Below are 17,462 nucleotides of genomic sequence, written 5' to 3' on the forward strand. Positions count from 1 at the left end.
GATCAGCCTCCGCTCATTGGGGCAATCACTTCGATCCGGTCGCCGTCTTTCAGCGGCGTTGCCGACCGCTGGGGTGCCGGTACGAAACCCTGATTGAGGGCTGTGGCCACGGTCATATCACCGTATTTCAGTTCCACCAGTGCCGCCTCAAGGGTTTCGGCACTAACCTCGGCGGGTTCGCCGTTGACGATCACTCTCATGTTGACGGTCCAATGCTGTGTGTTGTGTCGGCGGTATCCATGATCATGTCGGCGGCTTTCTCGGCCAAAGATGGTGCCAGCAGGAAGCCGTGACGGTAGAAGCCGTTGATCGACACGAGGCGCCCATGGCGCTCGACGCGCGGCAGATTGTCGGCATAGGCCGGCCGCCGTCCTGCGCCCTGTTCCAGGATCGAGGCCTCGGCGAATCCGGGATGGACGGCATAGGCGGCGTTCAGCAGGTCGACCGCGGATCTCAGCGTCATGGGCCGGCTTGAATCGCTCTCGATCATGGTTGCCCCGATCATGAAAACATGGTCTCCCCTCGGCACGATATACAAGGGGATGCGGGGATGAAGCAGCCGCACCGCCCGATGCAGGGTGACCTCGGGCGCATGCAAGAGAAACATCTCGCCCCGGACGCTGCGGAGGCCGCGACCGGCTGGCGTGGTGCCGTCGGCGGCGGCAATGCCGCGGCAGTCGACGATGGTATCGGCGGCGAGGTCGCTCGGATCGGCGGCCGTGCCCAGTCGGATCTCGCCGCCCAGGTTCACGACCCGGTCGGCCAGTGCGGCGAGCGCGCGGCGCGGGTCGAGCCACGCCTCGCCGGCATAATGGATGCCGCGGCGGAACCGGTCGGCCAGTTCGGGTTCCAGCGCTGCCACCCCCTCGGCATCCAGTTCGACGCCTGTACGCGTCATCCGCAAGAAGCGTTTAAGGTCGGCTGCATCGCGAGCCGGCGCGACGACGAGCGTACCGGTCCGGCGCAGCTCCGGCACCCGCTCGGCCCACCAGTCGATCGCTGCCAGTCCCGGCGCAACGATCGAGGCGTCGGCGGACTCCATCTCGCACCAGGGGGCCAGCATGCCGCCCGCCAGCCACGATGCCGCCTCGGCGCCCAGAGTAGTCGACCGGTCGTAGACGGTCACCCGGGCACCGCGCTCGGCCAGCGTGAGCGCGGCGGTAAGGCCGGCGACGCCGGCACCCACCACTTCGGCGTCAGGCCTGCTCATTGCGGTGGGTCGGCGAGCACATAAGGGCCGCCGCGTAGCCTGGACTTCTGCGCCATCTGTCATGGGTCTCCTGAACGACGTTGCGTTGGAGATCCAGTTTCAAAGCGGGTGATCGAACAGGCCGCAATTTCGGTGCCTTGGGGGGCCGGGAGATGCCTGCCCGGCCGTCGAGGCGGCCCCATCCATCCCTACGCCAGCATGAACTGGATCAGGTTCAAAGGGTCGCTACGCCGGTAGCCTCTCAGTTCCCTGCCGGAACTCCCCTGGGTACGAGATCAGACGCTAACAAGTCTAAGGGTTCTGTCAAGGGTCGTTGCGCGATCCATCGTCTCCGGTGGCTGCGCCGGGGGGATCGGCGGGCGCATCCGGGAGTTCGGTCGATTCGATATTCACGGTGACCTCGCCAAGGTCGACGGCTTCTGCCTTCGCCCAAGGTCGGTACCAGGGCTGGTCGGCGACCGAGAAGGGTACGGCCGCGTCATGATCCCAGGCAGGGATCGCCTGATACTGACCGGCCGGCAAGTTGTGGATCCGGAATTCGCCATCCTCGTCCGTCACTGAAAATGTCGAAATCTCGTCACCCCGACTGGTCGTCCCGACGATCGTGATCGGCACGTTCGAGAATGGCTCGCCGTCGATGGTCAACCATTTGCCCGAAACGCCCGCATTGTCACTGTGGGCCGGTCCTGTGAGGAGCGTTATGGCGCAAAGGCATGCGAAAAGCAGTCTCGGTGTGGATGCTGCCGGCCTCATCTCACCCTCAACACTGATTCGTATTCGCCGGAAACAGTGCCATCGCTATTGCTGATATTGATAGGGCCTGATGCAAGCCCCTGGTACGCGACACCGTCTTCGGCATCTTTCACCGAACTGCGTACGATCGCGACATAATCCTCGCCGTCATCGACAGAGAGGTCGATGCGCACCGGCGTGTCGAGTTGGTTGCCGATGACCGATCGGCGGTACCGCTGCGGCACGACACTGAGAAACAGGTCGGACTCGCTGTCGGCGTGAAGGGCGGGATTGGTCACGGTGACCGTCGCCGTAACGGGGATTTGCGCCGGCTCGTTGCTGATCCAGACGATCGTTCCAAAGCACATCAGCAAGCCGAGCGCAATGGCGCCCAGAGAGGGATAATTGGTGCTGAAATCGCCGAGGCCGGGAATTGAAATACCGATCACCGCCCTGGTCTCGGAGTCGACCAACACGCGCTGTCGCAGCAACTCTATCACACCGCCGATGACGGCGATCGCCGCAATCGCCAATACGCCGGCGATGACCAGAAATGTGTAGAACTCCATCGAACTGAGCCCCGATCAACCGCGAAAGATTAATGGTGCCGAGCTGCTCGTCTGTGATGGATTATAGCATCCGGTCGGCGCTGCAAAGACGCCCAAGTCGTGGTACCCACTATGGTGTAGGCAGCGGTTCCAGGACTGTGTCGCCCACCCTCAGCGGCGGACCATCGCCGTCGAGTGCGGCCAGTTTGACACTGGCCAGCACCAGATCGCCGGCCGCGCTGCGGATGTCGCCGACGACGCTGCCGTCTTTTGTGATCTCGGCGCCTATCTCCGGCGGCGTGCCGTCGGCGAACCGTAGTGGTACCAGCCGGCGTTTGACGAGACCGCGATAATGCGTGCGGGCGGTCAGTTCCTGGCCCAGATAGCAGCCTTTGTCCCAGGAAATGCCGTTCAGCCGGTCGATATTGCTCTCCAGCAGCGCCGATTTCTCCACGATCATGTCGCGGCTGGCGTCGGGGACCGCCAGCGCGATGCGGCGGCGGTCATAGTCGCCGCGGCTGCCGACGGCCACGGCGAGATGATCGGCCAGGGCAGCTGCGATATCGGCCGTGCCTGACTGTTCATTGGCGGCACGAACGACGATGCGTGCGCCCAGACCGGCATGACGCGGGTCGAGCACGGCGAAAGTATCGCCGATGGCGGCCAGGGTGCCAAGGTGTCGGGTCGCCCCCGGCGCGGCATCGGCGTCGAAACCAAGCGCGGCCGGCGCGCTGTCGCCCACCAGCGCAAAGACATGGGCCGCCGGATCGCTTTCGCTGACCGTGACCTTGCTCCGCAGCTTGTACAGCCGCAGTTTCTTGCGGAATTCGTCGATACGCTCGCGCTCGGTATCGAGAATGACCGACGCGCCATCGGTCAGGGCGAAAAATTCGTACAGGAACTTGCCCTGCGGCGTCAGAAAGGTGCCATAGAGCGACGTTGTCGGCGACAGCTTGGCCATGTCGTTCGAGACCAGGCCGTTCAGGAATGCGATCCGCTCTTCGCCGCCAAGCTCGAACAGGCCGCGATCGGGCAGCGAAACCAGTTTCGGCGTCGTCATATCGGTCATCTGCTTTCTCTTCCCTGGCAATACCATGTTCAGGTAGGGCGTGAAGCGGTATGGCGCAAGCGCCCGGATCGGCATCGGCCCGCGGCATGGTTAAGCATTTATCAGCCATTTACCGGTAATGATCCGGCCATGACAAAGGCCATCCTTCTTGCCGCCCGGTCGGCGCCCCTGCTCCTTGCCGCGACAATCGTCGCCGGTTGTCAGGATTTCAATGCTCAGGTGTTCGAACAGGAACTGCCGCGGGCCGAGACAACGGCGCTTTATTGCTATCGCACGCTGGCGCGGGCCGACTGCTATGAAACCGAGATCGAAGGCTGGGAAGACCGACTGATCGGGGTTCGCGAAGCCTATACCGCTCCGGTCGAGGATGAGAACGAAAATGCCGACGGGCAGGCCCCGTCGCGCGGTGAACCGCGTGTCCAGTCCCCGCCGCAACAGCAGCCCCGGCCGGTCGTTCCGACCGCGACATCGGCCAACTTTACCGGTGCCGAGAGTGAAGTGCAGTCTGGAACCGGCAGGCTGCCGGGCGCTGATATTCCGGTCCGCCGTGACGGCGAGCCGCTCAGCTTGACCCGGTGACGCAACGCGACTGACGGGCGCACCCGTCTCACCCTGAGTCACATCGCGGTCGTGCAATCGGTGCTTCCCCCGGACGGTTCGCTCGCCTAGTGTCCGAAAAACGGATCGAGGGTTGCAGCAATCCGAGGCGGTGCGGCGTGACGGGAACGGTCGAAATACCGGTCTGGCTGATTATTCTGGTCGTCGTGCTCGCCCTGCTGGCGACGCTCGACCGAATTCTGGTGCCGAGTGTGCGGTGGTTCCTGCGGCGCAAGGTGAACCGCGCGATCGACGAGGTGAATGCCCGCCTCAACATCAAGATCCAGCAATTCAAACTGACCCGACGACAGACATTGATCGATCTGCTGACCTATGACCACAAGGTCGTTCAGGCGGCGGAAGAGCACGCCAGGGCGACCGGCACGCCGCGGTCGATCGTCATGGCCCAGGTAGAACGCTATGCGCGGGAGATCGTGCCCAGCTTCAATGCGTATTTCTATTTTCGGATTGGGTACTGGATCGCGCGCAGGGTTGCCCGGACATTCTATCGCGTCAGGCTCGGCTACTCAGACGAGGCGGGTCTGTCGAACATTCCGGCCAACGCGACGGTGATCTTCGTCATGAATCACCGCAGCAACATGGACTATGTTCTGGTTGCCTTTCTGGCCGCCGACCGGACCGCGCTTTCCTATGCCGTGGGCGAGTGGGCCCGGATCTGGCCGCTTCAAAGTCTCGTCCGGGCGTCGGGAGCGTTCTTTATCCGGCGCAACTCCAACAGCCACCTGTACCGCCGTGTGCTCGCGCGCTATGTCGAAATGGCGACGGCCAATGGCGTCAGTCAGGCGGTGTTCCCCGAGGGCGGGCTGAGCCGGGACGGGCGCTTGCGCAAGCCCAAGATGGGGCTGATCGACTATATGGTGCGCGGCATTGACCAGACGAACGACCGTGATATCTATTTCGTGCCCGTCGGCGTGAACTACGACCGCGTTCTTGAAGACCGGGCGCTCCTGAAGCCGCATGACCCGGAGGCCCGGGCGCCCGGCCGCTGGTCGGTAATCCGGACGGTTGTCGGTTTCTTCATTCACAATGTCGGCCTCGCCTTTCGACGGCAGTGGTACCGTTTCGGCTATGCTTGCGTGAATTTCGGAACTCCGGTTTCGTTCCGCCAGTGGATGACCCGGCAGGGGCATAATCTGACACCGGTATCGCAGCACGAACGGTTCCGGATCGTCCAGGAACTGACCGATGCCCTGATGAAGGATATCGGCGACCTGATTCCGGTGCTACCGGTATCGGTGGTGGCGTCGGTGCTGGTCCGCGAAGACGGCCTGACCGAGGCCGAGCTTCGCCGGCGCGTGCGCGAATTGCTGCAGCAGCTCGAAGCAGGGGGCGCGCGTGTCTATATTCCGCGCCGAACCAGGGACTATGCTGTGACGGTGGGATTGCGGCAGCTGCGCTATCGCGGGATTTTCGACGAGTCCGACGGGCTGATCCGGGTCAATGGCGCGGATCGCTCGCTGGTGCTGTATTATGCCAATGCCATCGCCCATCTGGTTGAGCGATGCGAAGGCTATGCGCCGGGTGGCGCCTTCTCCGGGAACGCCGCGCCGGCCGTCGGCGCATTGTGATGCGGGCTGGCAATCAGCTATCGTGATCCGGTGTGGGCACGAAATTTTCGCGGCGCAGGATACGGAAGGCAACGGATGATGTCGGAACGATCGTCTCCGGCGGAGTCGGACGGGCGCGACATGCCGCGCCACAGTGGCGTGGTGCTCGTTCATGGGTTGGGCCGCACCTTCAGAAGCATGCAACGCCTTGAACGGCGGCTGAACCGCGAAGGCTTTGCGACTCACAATTTCGATTATTCCGCCCGAAGCCGGGCCTTTACCGATCTGGTGGCCGATTTCCAGAGCTATCTGGAATCGCTGCCGATCGGCGGCACACGGATCGATTTCGTCGGTCATTCGCTGGGCGGCCTGCTGATCCGCGGCGTTCTTGCCCAGCCGCAGGAATTTGAGGTCGGCCGCATCGTCATGATGGCGACCCCCAATCAGGGGGTCGGAATCATCGATCGGCTGGCGCGCACCGGCGTGCCCGAATTGCTGTTCGGCCCGTCGGTCAAGGACCTGGGTACCACGGCATCGACATTCCGCAGTCTGGCCGTGCCGCAGGCCGAGATCGGCATCATCGCCGGCACCCAGCCGTTTCATCTGCTGAACCCGGCATCGTGGCTCAACAGCGTGCTGCAGGCGGAGATCCTGCATGACGGGACCGTCGAGGTCGCGTCGACGCGACTGCCGGTCATGGCCGATTATCTTGAATTGCCGATAAGCCATACCTTCATGCCGATGGATCTGCGGGTGATCGATCAGGTCGTGGCGTTCCTGCGCACCGGGCAGTTCGATCACGACGCGGACAGCCGCTCCCAATCCGAACGCTTCCTCGCAGCGTGGGGCGAATTGCTGGATACGCTCAAGGACGGCCTTTCCGACAGCGCCGCTGCGCGGAAAAGCCGATCACCCGGCGGTGAGACCTGACGCGCTGCGGATCGCCAACCGTCCGGCCAGCCCGAAACCATCGGCCGTCGCGGCGATCAGCCGGTTGAGGTCGCGCTTCATCGGGGCGGCGAGCGGTACTTCCGTCGCCAGGACGATGGCCAGCCGCCGCCGGGCCCGATCGATGCGACTGTCGACCCGTGTTGCGCCGAATGCCGACAGAGTCAGATCGACGACGAACCGGTCCGTCGGGCCGTCGCCGCCGCCGGAAGGATCGTCGTCGCCATTGGATTCCCGCCGCCAGTATAGATTGATGGCTGCGATGTCCGTTCCCGTTGCGATCGGCAGCGCCCAGTGCCGCCATTCGCCGCCCGGACGCTCAGCGCCGGCAGGCGCCGTACCGCTGATGGTGCCGGGGGGGCCATCGGACAGGCGCGGCCGCGCGCTGTTGAGCGCGCGATCGATCTGGCCGTCGGCGCCGGTCCGTCGAAGCGCCGCCATGCCGTCTTCACCGATTGCCGATCGTATGCCCGGCGACCGGAAAAGTCCCAGCACGGCGGCCAGGGCTCCGGCGAGGCCCGAGCCCGGTGAGGGCAATGACGCCGTCAGGCCCTGGGCGCTGCCGGGCGAAGCCATGGTCAAACTGCTCAGGAGATCGGCCATCGCGCTCGCGGGGTTGCCGGGCGCGGCGCCGGATGGCGGCAGGACCGCCGGTCGGCCTGTGGACGCCGCCGCCAGCAGACTGACGAGGCCGGGCCCCAGACTGGAGGCCCCCAGACTGGATGACCCGAGACTGGATGACCCGAGACCGGATCCGACAGCGGCGCGTGCCGACGAGAGACCGGCGCCCGATCCGCCCACAATCGATGCAGGAGGGGCCGATGGACTGGAAGCAGACGGGCCCGACGCTGTTGAACCGGGCGGGGCGGGTAGCGGTCCGGCCCCGTGCAGTCCGGCGGCTGCTCGCCCGGACATGGTTCCGGGCACCGCCTGTGGCGCCGCCGAACCGCCGGGCGAAGCCGCGGGAGTGGACCGACCGGCGATCTGTGGGGCAGGGCTCCCGGCCGATTGGCCCGCAGCCGAGCCCGAAGCGGCCGCGGCCGATCCAGCAGTGGCCGGTGTGGGCAAGGCCGGTATAGGGGAAATCGGTGTGGGACGGACAGTCGCGCCGTCGGCGGGGATCAGCAGCCGGGGGCCAGTCCCCGTCCCCGTCCCCGTCCCCGTCCCGGTCCCGGTCCCGGTCCCGGTCCCGGCGCCCGTTCCGGCACCGGACGCTGCCGGCAGCATGAGCGTTACCTTCGTTCCTGCTTTCGGGGCGCCGCCATCCGGCAGCATCAGCGTGATTGCCCCCAGCGGCGTGCGGATAGTTGCCGTTTGGCCCGTACCGCTCTGGCCCGTTCCCGGTTGACCCGTTCCGGTCCCCGCCGCCACCTGGACGATGGTTCCCGGGATCGTCAGCGTTTGCGTCGGCGCCCGAGGGAATCCCGGTGGCAGGTTGTCCAGGCGAACGGCGACGGAAAGAGCGCGGCCCGGGTTTGCCAGTGCACCGTCGGCGCCTGCGATGGCAGCCACGCCGGCAACCGGGCCACCGGGCGCGCTCATGTTCCGGCGGTGGTCCGGGCGAGCGTCTCGGAGGAGGTCTGGCCCGGCTTCTGGTCCGGCGTTGATCCCGGCGACTGATCGGGCGCCGGATCGGCGGCGATGCGGGCCGCGAACTCCTCGATCGCAAAGGCCGCATCGCTTTGCGGCGCCCGGATCAGAAGGGGAATCTGGTTGCGGACGGCATCGCGCACAGCCCGGTCGGTGCGGATGATGGCCGCCAGATCCGGCGTCAGCTTCAGGAAATTCTGACAGGCGCGGAGCAGCGTCTCATAGGTCCGTTCCCCTTCCTTTTGCGAATGAGCCTGATTGATGGCGATGGCCATGCCGTTGTGGCGGGCGAGGCGATCCATCATCTTGATGAAGGCATAGGCATCGGTGAGCGCGGTCGGCTCTTCGGTGGTCAGCACGACGACGGACGGGCAACGCTGCGCGAGGTCCAGCACGGGGGGCTCAATGCTGCTCGCCAGGTCGATCACGACATGATCATAGCCCTTGGCGACCGCTGCGAGCGAAGCAAACAGCCGGCCCGACTGTGCCGAAGTCAAGCCGGTCAGCCCGCCGGAACCGGACTGGCCGGCGACGAGGTCGAATCCGCCCTTGGGATAGGTTTGAACGGCACCGGCCAGATCGACGGTCCCCTGGATGACGTCCGACAGGCTGAACCGCGGCACAAGTCCAAGCTGGATATCGACATTCGCCAGTCCCAGATCGCCGTCGAACAGCAGTACGCGGCGTCCCCGGCGGGCGAGGGCGTGAGCCAGAGTTACAGCCACGCAGGTCTTGCCGACGCCGCCCTTGCCGCTGGCGATGGCGATCGCGTTGTCGAACCGGGCGGCGTTGTGGGTTTGATTCCGGGACTCCGGTGATTCAGTCGTCGCGTTCATTGGCCGTTCCCGTTCTGATGCGCGGTCATATCTGGCCGAGCGTTCTGATACGCGCCTTCGGATGGATCTCGTTCTGCGACATGACGGTCGTCGCGGGTCGGAAGCGTTCGACGATCGACCGGACATAGGCGCGTATGGCCGGGCTGGTCAAAAGAACGGGGGCCTCGCCCGATTGCGCGTGCCGGTCGAAATTCTGGCGGACGGCGTTGACGAATTCGTGAAGCTTCGAGGGCGCCATGGCGAGCTGACGCTCGTCGCCTTCGCCGACGAGGCTTTCGGCAAAGGCCTGTTCCCATTCCGGCGACAGCGTTACCAGCGGGATGAAGCCGTCGGGATTGGTATGGGCATCGGATATCTGCCGGGCCAGACGGGACCGGACATGTTCGGTGATGGCATTGATGTTGCGGGTATAGCCGCACGCTTCGCCGATGCCTTCCAGGATGGTCGGCAGATCACGAATCGAGACCCGTTCGGCCAGCAGATTTTGCAGTACGCGCTCGGTCCCGCCGACGGTTATGTATTGCGGGATGATGTCGCCGATCAGTTTCTGGTGGTCGCGGCCCAGTTCGTCCAGAAGCTTCTGCGTTTCGGCATAGGACAGCAGTTCCGGCATATGGTCCTTGACCGTTTCGGTCAGGTGGGTCGTGATCACCGTCTGCGCATCGACCACCGTCAGGCCCTTGAACATCGCCTCTTCGCGGCTGGCCATCGGAATCCATTTCGCCGGCAGGCCGAAGGTCGGCTCGCGCGTGTCCTCGCCGGCGATGCCGATTGAATCACCGCCCGGATCCATGGCCAGCAGCATGTTGGCGCGAATATCGCCACGGCCGGCCTCGACTTCCTTGATGCGGAGGACATACGTATTCGGCGGCAGTTGCAGGTTATCCTGGATGCGGACCGAGGGCATGACGAAGCCCATTTCCGACGCCAACTGCCGGCGCAGTCCCCTGATCTGGTCGGTCAGCCGGGCGCCTTCACCGTTGTTGATCAGCGACAGCAGGCCATAGCCCAGTTCGAGGCGGACCTGATCGATCGACAGTGCCGACGAAATCGGCTCCTCTGCGACCGGGGCGGCTTCCTGTTCGGCCACCTCGGCGGCGGCCTTGTCGTCAACCACCTGCTGACGCTGCCGGGTCAGCTGCCACGCCACGACGCCCATCACGGTGCCGAGTGCCAGGAACGGCACCATTGGAATGCCGGGGAGCAGCGCCAGCACGATCATCAGGAAGGCCGACATCCCGATCGCCTTGGGATATCCACCGAGTTGACCGAACACGGCCTTGTCTGCGGTCTGATGCACGCCGGCTTTAGACACCAGCATGCCCGCACCGACGGACACCACGAGCGCCGGGATCTGGCTGACGAGGCCGTCACCGACGGTCAGCAGGGTATAGGTCTCTGCCGCTTGCCCCATGGTCAGCCCCATCTGGGCTGTACCGATGATGATGCCCCCGATCACATTGATGAATGTGATCAGCAGGCCGGCAATGGCGTCGCCCCGAACGAACTTGGCCGCGCCGTCCATGGCGCCGAAAAAGTTGCTTTCGTCCTCCAGCTCCTTGCGGCGGTGCTTGGCTTCCTGCTCTTCGATCAGGCCGGCCGACAGGTCGGCATCGATCGCCATCTGCTTGCCGGGCATCGAATCGAGCGAGAAGCGCGCCGACACCTCGGCAATTCGGCCGGAACCCTTGGTGATGACGACGAAATTGACGATCACCAGAATGCCGAAAACGATGATGCCGATGACAAAATTGCCGCCCATGACGAACGAGCCGAACGCCTCGATGACGCTGCCGGCAGCGTCCGGCCCCGTATGCCCCTCGGACAGAATCAGCCGGGTCGACGCCAGATTCAGCGATAACCGCATCATCGTCGCGATCAGCAGGATGGTCGGAAAACTTGAAAACTCCAGCGGCCGCGAGATAGCCAGCACGGTCATCAGGATGACGACGGAAAAGGTGATCGACAGGGCGAGCGCCAGATCGAGCAGCCAGGCCGGCATCGGCAGGATAAGCACGACCAGAATGCCGACAACGCCCAGCGCCAGGGCCATGTCGCCGCGTTTGGCGATCGCGTCGCCGAGGCTGGCCAGCCGGGCGGACGGATCGAAGCTGTTGCCGGTGCCGGGAAGTTTGCTGCTGTCTGACATTGTCACTTGTCGGTGATGCGCCTGTGGCGGCGGTCATGAGAAAAAGAACGGGAGGCCGATCAGACGGCCGCGCGCTCGGTATCGTGGGCCGGCGGAATGGCGACTCCCTCGCGGCTGTAGAGCTTCAGCTTGTTGCGCAGCGTCCGGATCGAGATGCCCAGAATCGTTGCGGCATGGGTGCGGTTGCCCAATGTGTGTTCCAGCGTTTCGATGATCAGGTCGCGCTCGACCTCGGCCACGGTGCGCCCGACCATGCCGCTGCCCCGCGTGGCGGGCGTTTGATCCGCTACCGCAGTTTCCCCATGACGCCCTGATTGGCCCCCTGCCTGCGCCCCTGATTCCGCCCCTGATTGCGATCGCGCATTGGCGGCGGGCCTGTCGTTGGCGGCATCGGCATCGGCATCGGGTGTGCGGCGCGGGCCGGTGGCGATCGCACTGGTCGGGCTGATGGCCTCCGGCTCGATCGTCGCGCCGCTGGACAACAGAACGGCCCGGTGCATGGTGTTTTCCAGATCGCGCACATTGCCGGGCCAGCTATGCCGGGTCAGCATGTCGCGCGCGGCGTCGGAAAGGGCTTTCGGCCCTGTCGCGTTGGCCTCGGCATATTTGGCGACGAAATGATCGGCCAGAGGCAGGATGTCGCCCGGCCGGTCTCGCAGCGGCGGGATCGGCAACGAGACGACGTTCAACCGATAGTACAGATCCTCACGGAACGTGCCCTTGCGGACTTCGTCCTCCAGGGTCCGGTTCGTCGTCGCCAGCACGCGGATGTCGATTTTTACCGGGGCGGTGCCGCCGACGCGGTCGATCTCGCGCTCCTGTATTGCCCGCAGCAGCTTGGCCTGCAGCCGGGGATCCATCTCGCTGATCTCGTCGAGCAGCAATGTCCCGCCATGGGCTTCCTCGAACTTGCCGACGCGCCGGCTGACGGCGCCGGTGAAGGCGCCCTTTTCATGGCCGAACAGTTCGCTTTCCAGCAGATGTTCCGGTATCGCGGCGCAGTTGACCGAGATGAATTTCTTGTCGGACCGTCGGCTCTTGCGGTGCAGATAGCGGGCGATCAGTTCCTTGCCGGTACCGCTTTCACCGTTGATCAGCACCGACGCGTCGCTGCCGGCGACCTGATCGGCCAGCCTCAGGACGGCGGCCATGGCCGGATCGCCGGTGACGATCGAATGACTTTCCGCCGCGACGGCTTCGAGCACGGCGGCGATCAGATCGGCATCGGGCGGCAGCGGGATATATTCCTTTGCGCCGGCCTGGATCGATTTGACGGCCGATCGGGCGTCCGATCCGATGCCGCAGGCGACGACGGGCACATGAAACCGTTCGGCCTTGAGCTGGTCGATCAGACTTGCGACGTCGAGCGCGACGTCCACCATCAGCAGATCCGCGCCGTCGCCGTTTCGCAGCGCCGTCATTGCCTGACTCACCGTATCGGTGAAGGCAACGCGTGCGCCGCGGGCCTTGGCGATCTTGCCCGCCGTCGAGATGTGTCCTGAAAGTGTGCCGACGATCAAAAGGCGCATGATGGTCTCCTCGTCCCCTCCCAGCCGGTTGAACTGCCGGTTCAGCTACGGTCGGATTTGATGATTTCCGTCATGGTGACGCCGAGGCGGTCCTCGACCACGACGACTTCGCCGCGCGCCACCAGCCGGTTGTTCACATAGATGTCGATGGCCTCGCCCACCTTGCGGTCGAGTTCCACGACCGCGCCGCGTCCCAGTTTCAGCAACTGGTTGACCTGCATCGTCGATTTTCCGAGCACCGCGGAAATCTGCACCGGGATGTCGTAGATCGCTTCCAGGTCCTTGGTCGCGATGGTTGTCGTCGCCGAATCGTCGCGGCTCGGTTGCTTGGCATCGGGGTCCAGGTCGTCCAGATCGAAATTCTCGCTGCTCATCTCTACTTGCTCCTGGTTCGGCATTCCGCCTGCCGGCACCGGCCGGCCATGGCGGTGGTTGCACTCAAAATCGCTGCACTCAGGCGGTGTCGCTCTGTTCGTTCCCGTCTCCGCCCGCCAGGTCTTCAGTCGCCGCCGGTTCCGCCTCGACGGCGGTGTCGGCCGCCGCCGATGTCGTCAGGTTGCCGGCCTGCACCCGGGCGATGGCCTGTTCAACGTCCCGCCACACATGGCTGCCGAGCCGTTCGGCCCCGCCATCGGCCCATTCGACGCGGCTGTCGCCAGGCGCCAGATCCCCGTCGGCAAGCAGCACGAAGGTTCCCGGATAGCCGGTCTCGGTCTTGATGCGGCTCGTCCGGTCGCGGATGTCGTCCAGCATGCCGTCGGCGACGCGCACGACGATGCGCGGTTCTTCCATCAGGTCGGCCAGGCAGTGCCGGACCAGGTCCTCGATCTCGTCGCCGCCGTGCCGGGCGATCAACTGCGGCAGCATCCGCGCGCTCACGGCCAACGCCACCTGAACGGCCGTATCCGCCAGCTCTGCGTTGGCCTTTTGCTGTCGCTGCGCGATTTCGGCCGTTTCCGCGCCCAGGTCTTTCAGCAACGCCAGGATCGCTTCCTCGCGGCTTTCCAGCGCCGCCGTTTCGCCGGCCTGCCGCCCTTCCTCGAACGATTGGCGACGGGCCTCTGCCAACTCTTCCTCGGTGAAGGTCGGCGCCGGCGGTTCCGGCTCCGGCTCTGGCTCCGGTTCGTGTCCGCCAAGGGCCGCTTCGTCCGCCTCGCGCTGCCGACGCTCTTCCTCCAGGCGCTCAAGGCGTTCCGCCTCTAGCACTTCGGGATCGAACGATCGTTCGAAGAGGTACTTCTGCATCCGGGCTGTCATTCAGGTCGTGCCGGAAAAGATGCGGTGCCGGAAATCAGTAGACGAGTTCATCTTCGCCTTTGCCTTCCGAAATGATGATTTCGCCCTTGGCCGCCAGATCCTTGGCGATCTGGACCATATGCATTTGCGATTCGTCGACATCCTTGAGCCGAACGGGGCCCATGGCCGACATTTCCTCGCGCATGATCTTGCCGGCGCGCTCCGACATGTTGGAGAAGAACAGATCCCGCAGGCTTTCCGACGCGCCTTTCAGCGCGACGGCGAGCTTGTCCTTTTCCACCGACCGCAGCAGCGTTTGAATGGCGGTCGGGTCCAGGCGGCCCAGATCCTCGAAGGTGAACATCAGCGCCTTGATGCGCTCCGCCGATTCACGGTTGCGTTCTTCAAGAGCGGCGAGGAACTTGTTCTCCGTCTGCCGGTCCAGATTGTTGAAGATGTCGGCCATCATCTCGTGGGCGTCTCGGCGGTTGGTGCGCGCCAGATTCGACATGAATTCGGTCCGCAGCGTGCGCTCCACGTCGTCGAGAACGTCCTTCTGCACCGCCTCCATGCGCAGCATCCGCATGACGACTTCCATGGCGAAGCTCTCGGGCAGCAGACCAAGAACCCGCGCGGCGTGATCCGGCTTGATCTTGGACAGCACGACCGCGACCGTCTGCGGGTATTCGTTCTTGAGATAGTTGGCCAGGACCATCTCGTTGACGTTGGCCAGCTTCTCCCACATCGTCCGGCCGGCGGGACCACGGATTTCCTCCATGATCGAGTCGACCTTGTCGCGGTCCATGACCTTGAGCAGCAGCCGCTCGGTGCTTTCGTAACTGCCGACCAGCGACCCGGTCGACGAAAGCTGCTCGGCGAATTCCACGCACAGGCGTTCGACCAGATTGGCCGAAATCGTGCCCAGATTCGCCATGGTCTGGCTGAGTTCCTTGATCTCCTCCTCGTCCATGAAGACGAACAGGCGCGATGCATGCTCCTCCCCGAGGGCAAGCATCAGGATCGCCGCCTTTTCCGGGCCCGTCAGTCCCCGGTAATCTTCGCGAACCCTCAACTGGCTCATGACATCATCCTTCGTTGCGGCTTGCCGCGGGCCGGGTCACGCCGACCACCTGCCGCATGATCAGGTTTCCTGATAGAGCCAGTTCCGAATGATCGAAACGGCCTCTTCGGGGTGTTTTTCCACAATATCGCCGACCTTCTTCAGCGATGACGCCCTGACGCGGCCCGACACCTGATTGATGTCGATCATGGCGTCGAGGTCGTCGTTTTCCTCGTCGTCGCCGGATTCGCCGCCATGCAGATCGGCGGGCGTCAGCGCGCCCATGCCGCTCTGCGGTCCGGCCAGTGCCGTGCGCTGCATCGTGCCGTCGGGAAGAAACCCGTCGAAGGCATCGCCGGCGGCGGCTTCCTGCGTGCCTTCCAGCACCCGCATCAGCAGGGGACGCACGACCAGCAGAATGACCAGCACGGCGACGATACCCAGCACGGCGATCTCGGCAATGCGGAACCAGTCGTCGCGCGTCATGCCCATCAGCGTGCCGGTGTCGTCGGTGAACATCGCCTCCTCGGCAGAGACGAAGGGCATGTTCACAACCTCGACCGAGTCGCCGCGCTCGGCGTCATAACCGACGGCCGACCGAACCAGTGCCTGTATCTGCTCCAGTTCCGCGTCGCCCCGCGCCACGTATTCGCGGGTACCGTCGGCGCCGGTTTCATAGGTGCCGTCGACCAGCACCGCGACCGACAGCCGGTCGACCGTTCCGGTATCGCGCACGGTGTTCTGCACGATGCGGTTGATCTCGTAGTTGATCGTCTCGTCGCTCCGCGACTCGGTATCGGTCGAGGAACCACCGGCATCCAGGCCGGGCACGTCGGCTTCGGGCAGGTTTTCGGCGATGGTAACGGGATCGACGCCGTCATCCGCGCTCGACTCGCGCTCTTCTTCGGTGAACTGCTGCGACCGCGCGACCTGGCTGTCGGGATCGAACCGTTCCTCGGTGGTGTTGACACGGTCGAAATCCATCTCGGCGGAAACGCGTGCCCGAACCCGGCCATAGCCCAGCGTTCGCGACAGCAGTTCTTCCAGCTCGGTCGTCAGCTGGCGTTCCAGCGTCTGGCGGATTTGCGCGGTCGTTTCCAGACGCAGTTCTTCCGGCGATCCGCCGGGCCCGCGGGCGAGCAGGGTGCCGCGCTCATCGACGACCGAAATGTTCGACGGTTCCAGTCCAGGAACCCCGGCGCCGACCATATGCTGAATGGCCGAAACCTGCTGATCGCTGGGCCGTCCGCCGGAAAGTCGCAGAAAGACGCTGGCGCTGGGGTCCTGGCGATCGCGGGAGAACAGCTCGCGCTCAGGCAGCACCAGATGGACGCGCGCCTGACTGATTCCGGACATCGACGCAATGGTGCGGGCGAGTTCCCCTTCCATCGCGCGCAGGCGGTTGATGTTCTGGACGAAATTGGTCGTGCCGAGACCGCTGCTTTCGTCGAAGATCTCGTAGCCGATCGATCCGCCGCGCGGCAACCCGTCAGCGGCCATGGCCATGCGCATGGCGTCGATCCGGTCGCCGGGAACATAGATCGAGGAACCGCCGTTGCCGATCTCGAACGGGACGTCCTGCGCCGCCAGCCGCTCGGTGATCTGGCCGGCGTCCTGAGTATCGAGGTCGGAATAGAGCAGCGCCATGTCGTGGGTCGAAAAACGGGTCATCAGAAAGATGAAGAACCCGAAGACGATGATCGCCACGCCTGCGATCGCGGCGAGCCTCGCCGGTCCCAGGTTGCGCAATGTTGCCGTCAGCGCATTCACGATTTACCGTCCCCACGCGTTGATCCGATGCTGCGTGGCAACATGGCGCCCGCCGTATGAAAAGACTCTTAACGATGCGGCAAAAATTGCCCAGTAGGCCGCATTTTAGGAATTTTCCGGGGCGACTTCCCGGCTTCCGGGAAAGATGCCGGTGCCACCTGGCGCACGGAAGGGGTGTCAGTCCTCGCTGACGGGCGTCAGGACATCGTTGGGCATCAGGCCGTCCTCCAGGCCGAGTTCGTCTTCGGCCGGCGCGCGGTAATCCTGCAGCCGCGTCGCCCGCAAGCCGGGCACGCCGTGGCGATCGATCAGCCGCTGCCAGGAAAGAAATTCTTCCATCGACAGATTATAGCGCCGGCAGGCGTCCTCCAGGGTCAACAGACCCTGGCGGACGGCGGCAACGACCTTGGCCTTGCGACGGCTGACCCAGCGCTTGGTGTCGGGCGGAGGCAGGTCCTCCAGCGTAATCGGCTGTTCGATCGGGGCCTGATCCGGCGGCCGCCGCTCGCCTCGGGGCGATGACATTCTCATGAAGTCCTTAAGCTCAGGGCCTTGTTCATCGTCGTTCGTTGGCAACAAGATTGCCCATCGCATTTTAAAAATTCCTAAATGAACCGGAT

Annotated in this window: 17 protein-coding genes and 1 riboswitch; of the genes, 3 read left to right on the forward strand and 14 right to left on the reverse strand. The window is 64.5% G+C overall.

The features are described from left to right. Nucleotides 1–2: 2 nt before the first annotated feature. The 5 genes from thiS to ABZ728_RS15115 all read right to left on the reverse strand — a co-directional run bounded on the left by thiS (nucleotide 3) and on the right by ABZ728_RS15115 (nucleotide 3,559). Nucleotides 3–200 (reverse strand): sulfur carrier protein ThiS, encoded by a 198-nt coding sequence (thiS, locus tag ABZ728_RS15095; protein WP_366657047.1) that lies wholly within the window; start codon nucleotides 198–200, stop codon nucleotides 3–5. Beyond that, nucleotides 197–1,210, reverse strand: coding sequence for a glycine oxidase ThiO (thiO, locus tag ABZ728_RS15100; protein WP_366657048.1), 1,014 nt, complete (start codon nucleotides 1,208–1,210; stop codon nucleotides 197–199). Before thiO ends, thiS begins: the two co-directional genes overlap by 4 nt. A 167-nt stretch (nucleotides 1,211–1,377) precedes the next feature. Then, nucleotides 1,378–1,485, reverse strand: a riboswitch (TPP riboswitch). A 28-nt stretch (nucleotides 1,486–1,513) separates the two neighbouring features. Beyond that, nucleotides 1,514–1,855 (reverse strand): hypothetical protein, encoded by a 342-nt coding sequence (locus tag ABZ728_RS15105; protein WP_366657049.1) that lies wholly within the window; start codon nucleotides 1,853–1,855, stop codon nucleotides 1,514–1,516. A 104-nt stretch (nucleotides 1,856–1,959) separates the two neighbouring features. Next, nucleotides 1,960–2,511: a hypothetical protein gene (locus ABZ728_RS15110; protein ID WP_366657050.1), complete on the reverse strand. Its 552-nt coding sequence runs from the start codon at nucleotides 2,509–2,511 to the stop codon at nucleotides 1,960–1,962. A 109-nt stretch (nucleotides 2,512–2,620) separates the two neighbouring features. Continuing rightward, a complete protein-coding gene (locus ABZ728_RS15115) occupies nucleotides 2,621–3,559 on the reverse strand; it encodes a folate-binding protein (RefSeq protein WP_366657051.1) in 939 nt (312 codons plus the stop codon). 129 nt (nucleotides 3,560–3,688) lie between these two features. Here ABZ728_RS15115 and ABZ728_RS15120 point away from each other — a divergent pair, with 129 nt between their 5' ends. The 3 genes from ABZ728_RS15120 to ABZ728_RS15130 all read left to right on the forward strand — a co-directional run bounded on the left by ABZ728_RS15120 (nucleotide 3,689) and on the right by ABZ728_RS15130 (nucleotide 6,654). Further along, on the forward strand, nucleotides 3,689–4,138 hold the full coding sequence (locus ABZ728_RS15120; protein WP_366657052.1) for a hypothetical protein: 450 nt from the start codon (nucleotides 3,689–3,691) through the stop codon (nucleotides 4,136–4,138). Nucleotides 4,139–4,275: 137 nt separating this feature from the next. After that, a complete protein-coding gene (locus ABZ728_RS15125; RefSeq protein ID WP_366657053.1) occupies nucleotides 4,276–5,745 on the forward strand; it encodes a 1-acyl-sn-glycerol-3-phosphate acyltransferase in 1,470 nt (489 codons plus the stop codon). 75 nt (nucleotides 5,746–5,820) lie between these two features. Beyond that, on the forward strand, nucleotides 5,821–6,654 hold the full coding sequence (locus tag ABZ728_RS15130; RefSeq protein ID WP_366657054.1) for an alpha/beta fold hydrolase: 834 nt from the start codon (nucleotides 5,821–5,823) through the stop codon (nucleotides 6,652–6,654). On the opposite strand, the gene ABZ728_RS15135 is transcribed toward ABZ728_RS15130, so the two are convergent. From ABZ728_RS15135 to ABZ728_RS15175, 9 genes are all read right to left on the reverse strand, one after another. Continuing rightward, nucleotides 6,634–8,214: a hypothetical protein gene (locus ABZ728_RS15135; RefSeq protein WP_366657055.1), complete on the reverse strand. Its 1,581-nt coding sequence runs from the start codon at nucleotides 8,212–8,214 to the stop codon at nucleotides 6,634–6,636. The two genes, ABZ728_RS15130 and ABZ728_RS15135, sit on opposite strands and share 21 nt — an antisense overlap. Next, complete coding sequence (locus ABZ728_RS15140) at nucleotides 8,211–9,098, reverse strand: MinD/ParA family protein (RefSeq protein WP_366657056.1); 888 nt, start codon at nucleotides 9,096–9,098, stop codon at nucleotides 8,211–8,213. The genes ABZ728_RS15135 and ABZ728_RS15140 overlap by 4 nt, the downstream gene beginning before the upstream one ends. Nucleotides 9,099–9,123: 25 nt before the next feature. Beyond that, entirely contained in the window at nucleotides 9,124–11,247 is a 2,124-nt protein-coding gene (gene flhA / locus ABZ728_RS15145; protein WP_366657057.1) for a flagellar biosynthesis protein FlhA, read from the reverse strand. 59 nt (nucleotides 11,248–11,306) lie between these two features. Further along, on the reverse strand, nucleotides 11,307–12,776 hold the full coding sequence (locus tag ABZ728_RS15150; RefSeq protein ID WP_366657058.1) for a sigma-54 dependent transcriptional regulator: 1,470 nt from the start codon (nucleotides 12,774–12,776) through the stop codon (nucleotides 11,307–11,309). Nucleotides 12,777–12,817: 41 nt separating this feature from the next. Further along, nucleotides 12,818–13,150 (reverse strand): flagellar motor switch protein FliN, encoded by a 333-nt coding sequence (gene fliN, locus ABZ728_RS15155; RefSeq protein WP_366657059.1) that lies wholly within the window; start codon nucleotides 13,148–13,150, stop codon nucleotides 12,818–12,820. Nucleotides 13,151–13,229: 79 nt separating this feature from the next. After that, a complete protein-coding gene (locus ABZ728_RS15160) occupies nucleotides 13,230–14,021 on the reverse strand; it encodes a FliH/SctL family protein (RefSeq protein ID WP_366657060.1) in 792 nt (263 codons plus the stop codon). 46 nt (nucleotides 14,022–14,067) lie between these two features. Continuing rightward, nucleotides 14,068–15,093 (reverse strand): flagellar motor switch protein FliG, encoded by a 1,026-nt coding sequence (gene fliG / locus ABZ728_RS15165; protein ID WP_366657061.1) that lies wholly within the window; start codon nucleotides 15,091–15,093, stop codon nucleotides 14,068–14,070. A gap of 60 nt (nucleotides 15,094–15,153) precedes the next feature. Next, nucleotides 15,154–16,842 carry a flagellar basal-body MS-ring/collar protein FliF gene (gene fliF / locus ABZ728_RS15170; protein ID WP_366657063.1) on the reverse strand — a complete coding sequence of 563 codons (1,689 nt, stop codon included), beginning with the start codon at nucleotides 16,840–16,842 and terminating at the stop codon, nucleotides 15,154–15,156. A gap of 177 nt (nucleotides 16,843–17,019) precedes the next feature. Then, entirely contained in the window at nucleotides 17,020–17,367 is a 348-nt protein-coding gene (locus tag ABZ728_RS15175) for a DUF1153 domain-containing protein (RefSeq protein WP_366657064.1), read from the reverse strand. Nucleotides 17,368–17,462 lie beyond the last annotated feature (95 nt).

Origin of the sequence: Fodinicurvata sp. EGI_FJ10296 (genome assembly GCF_040712075.1) — a bacterium.
GTDB lineage: Bacteria > Pseudomonadota > Alphaproteobacteria > DSM-16000 > Inquilinaceae > JBFCVL01.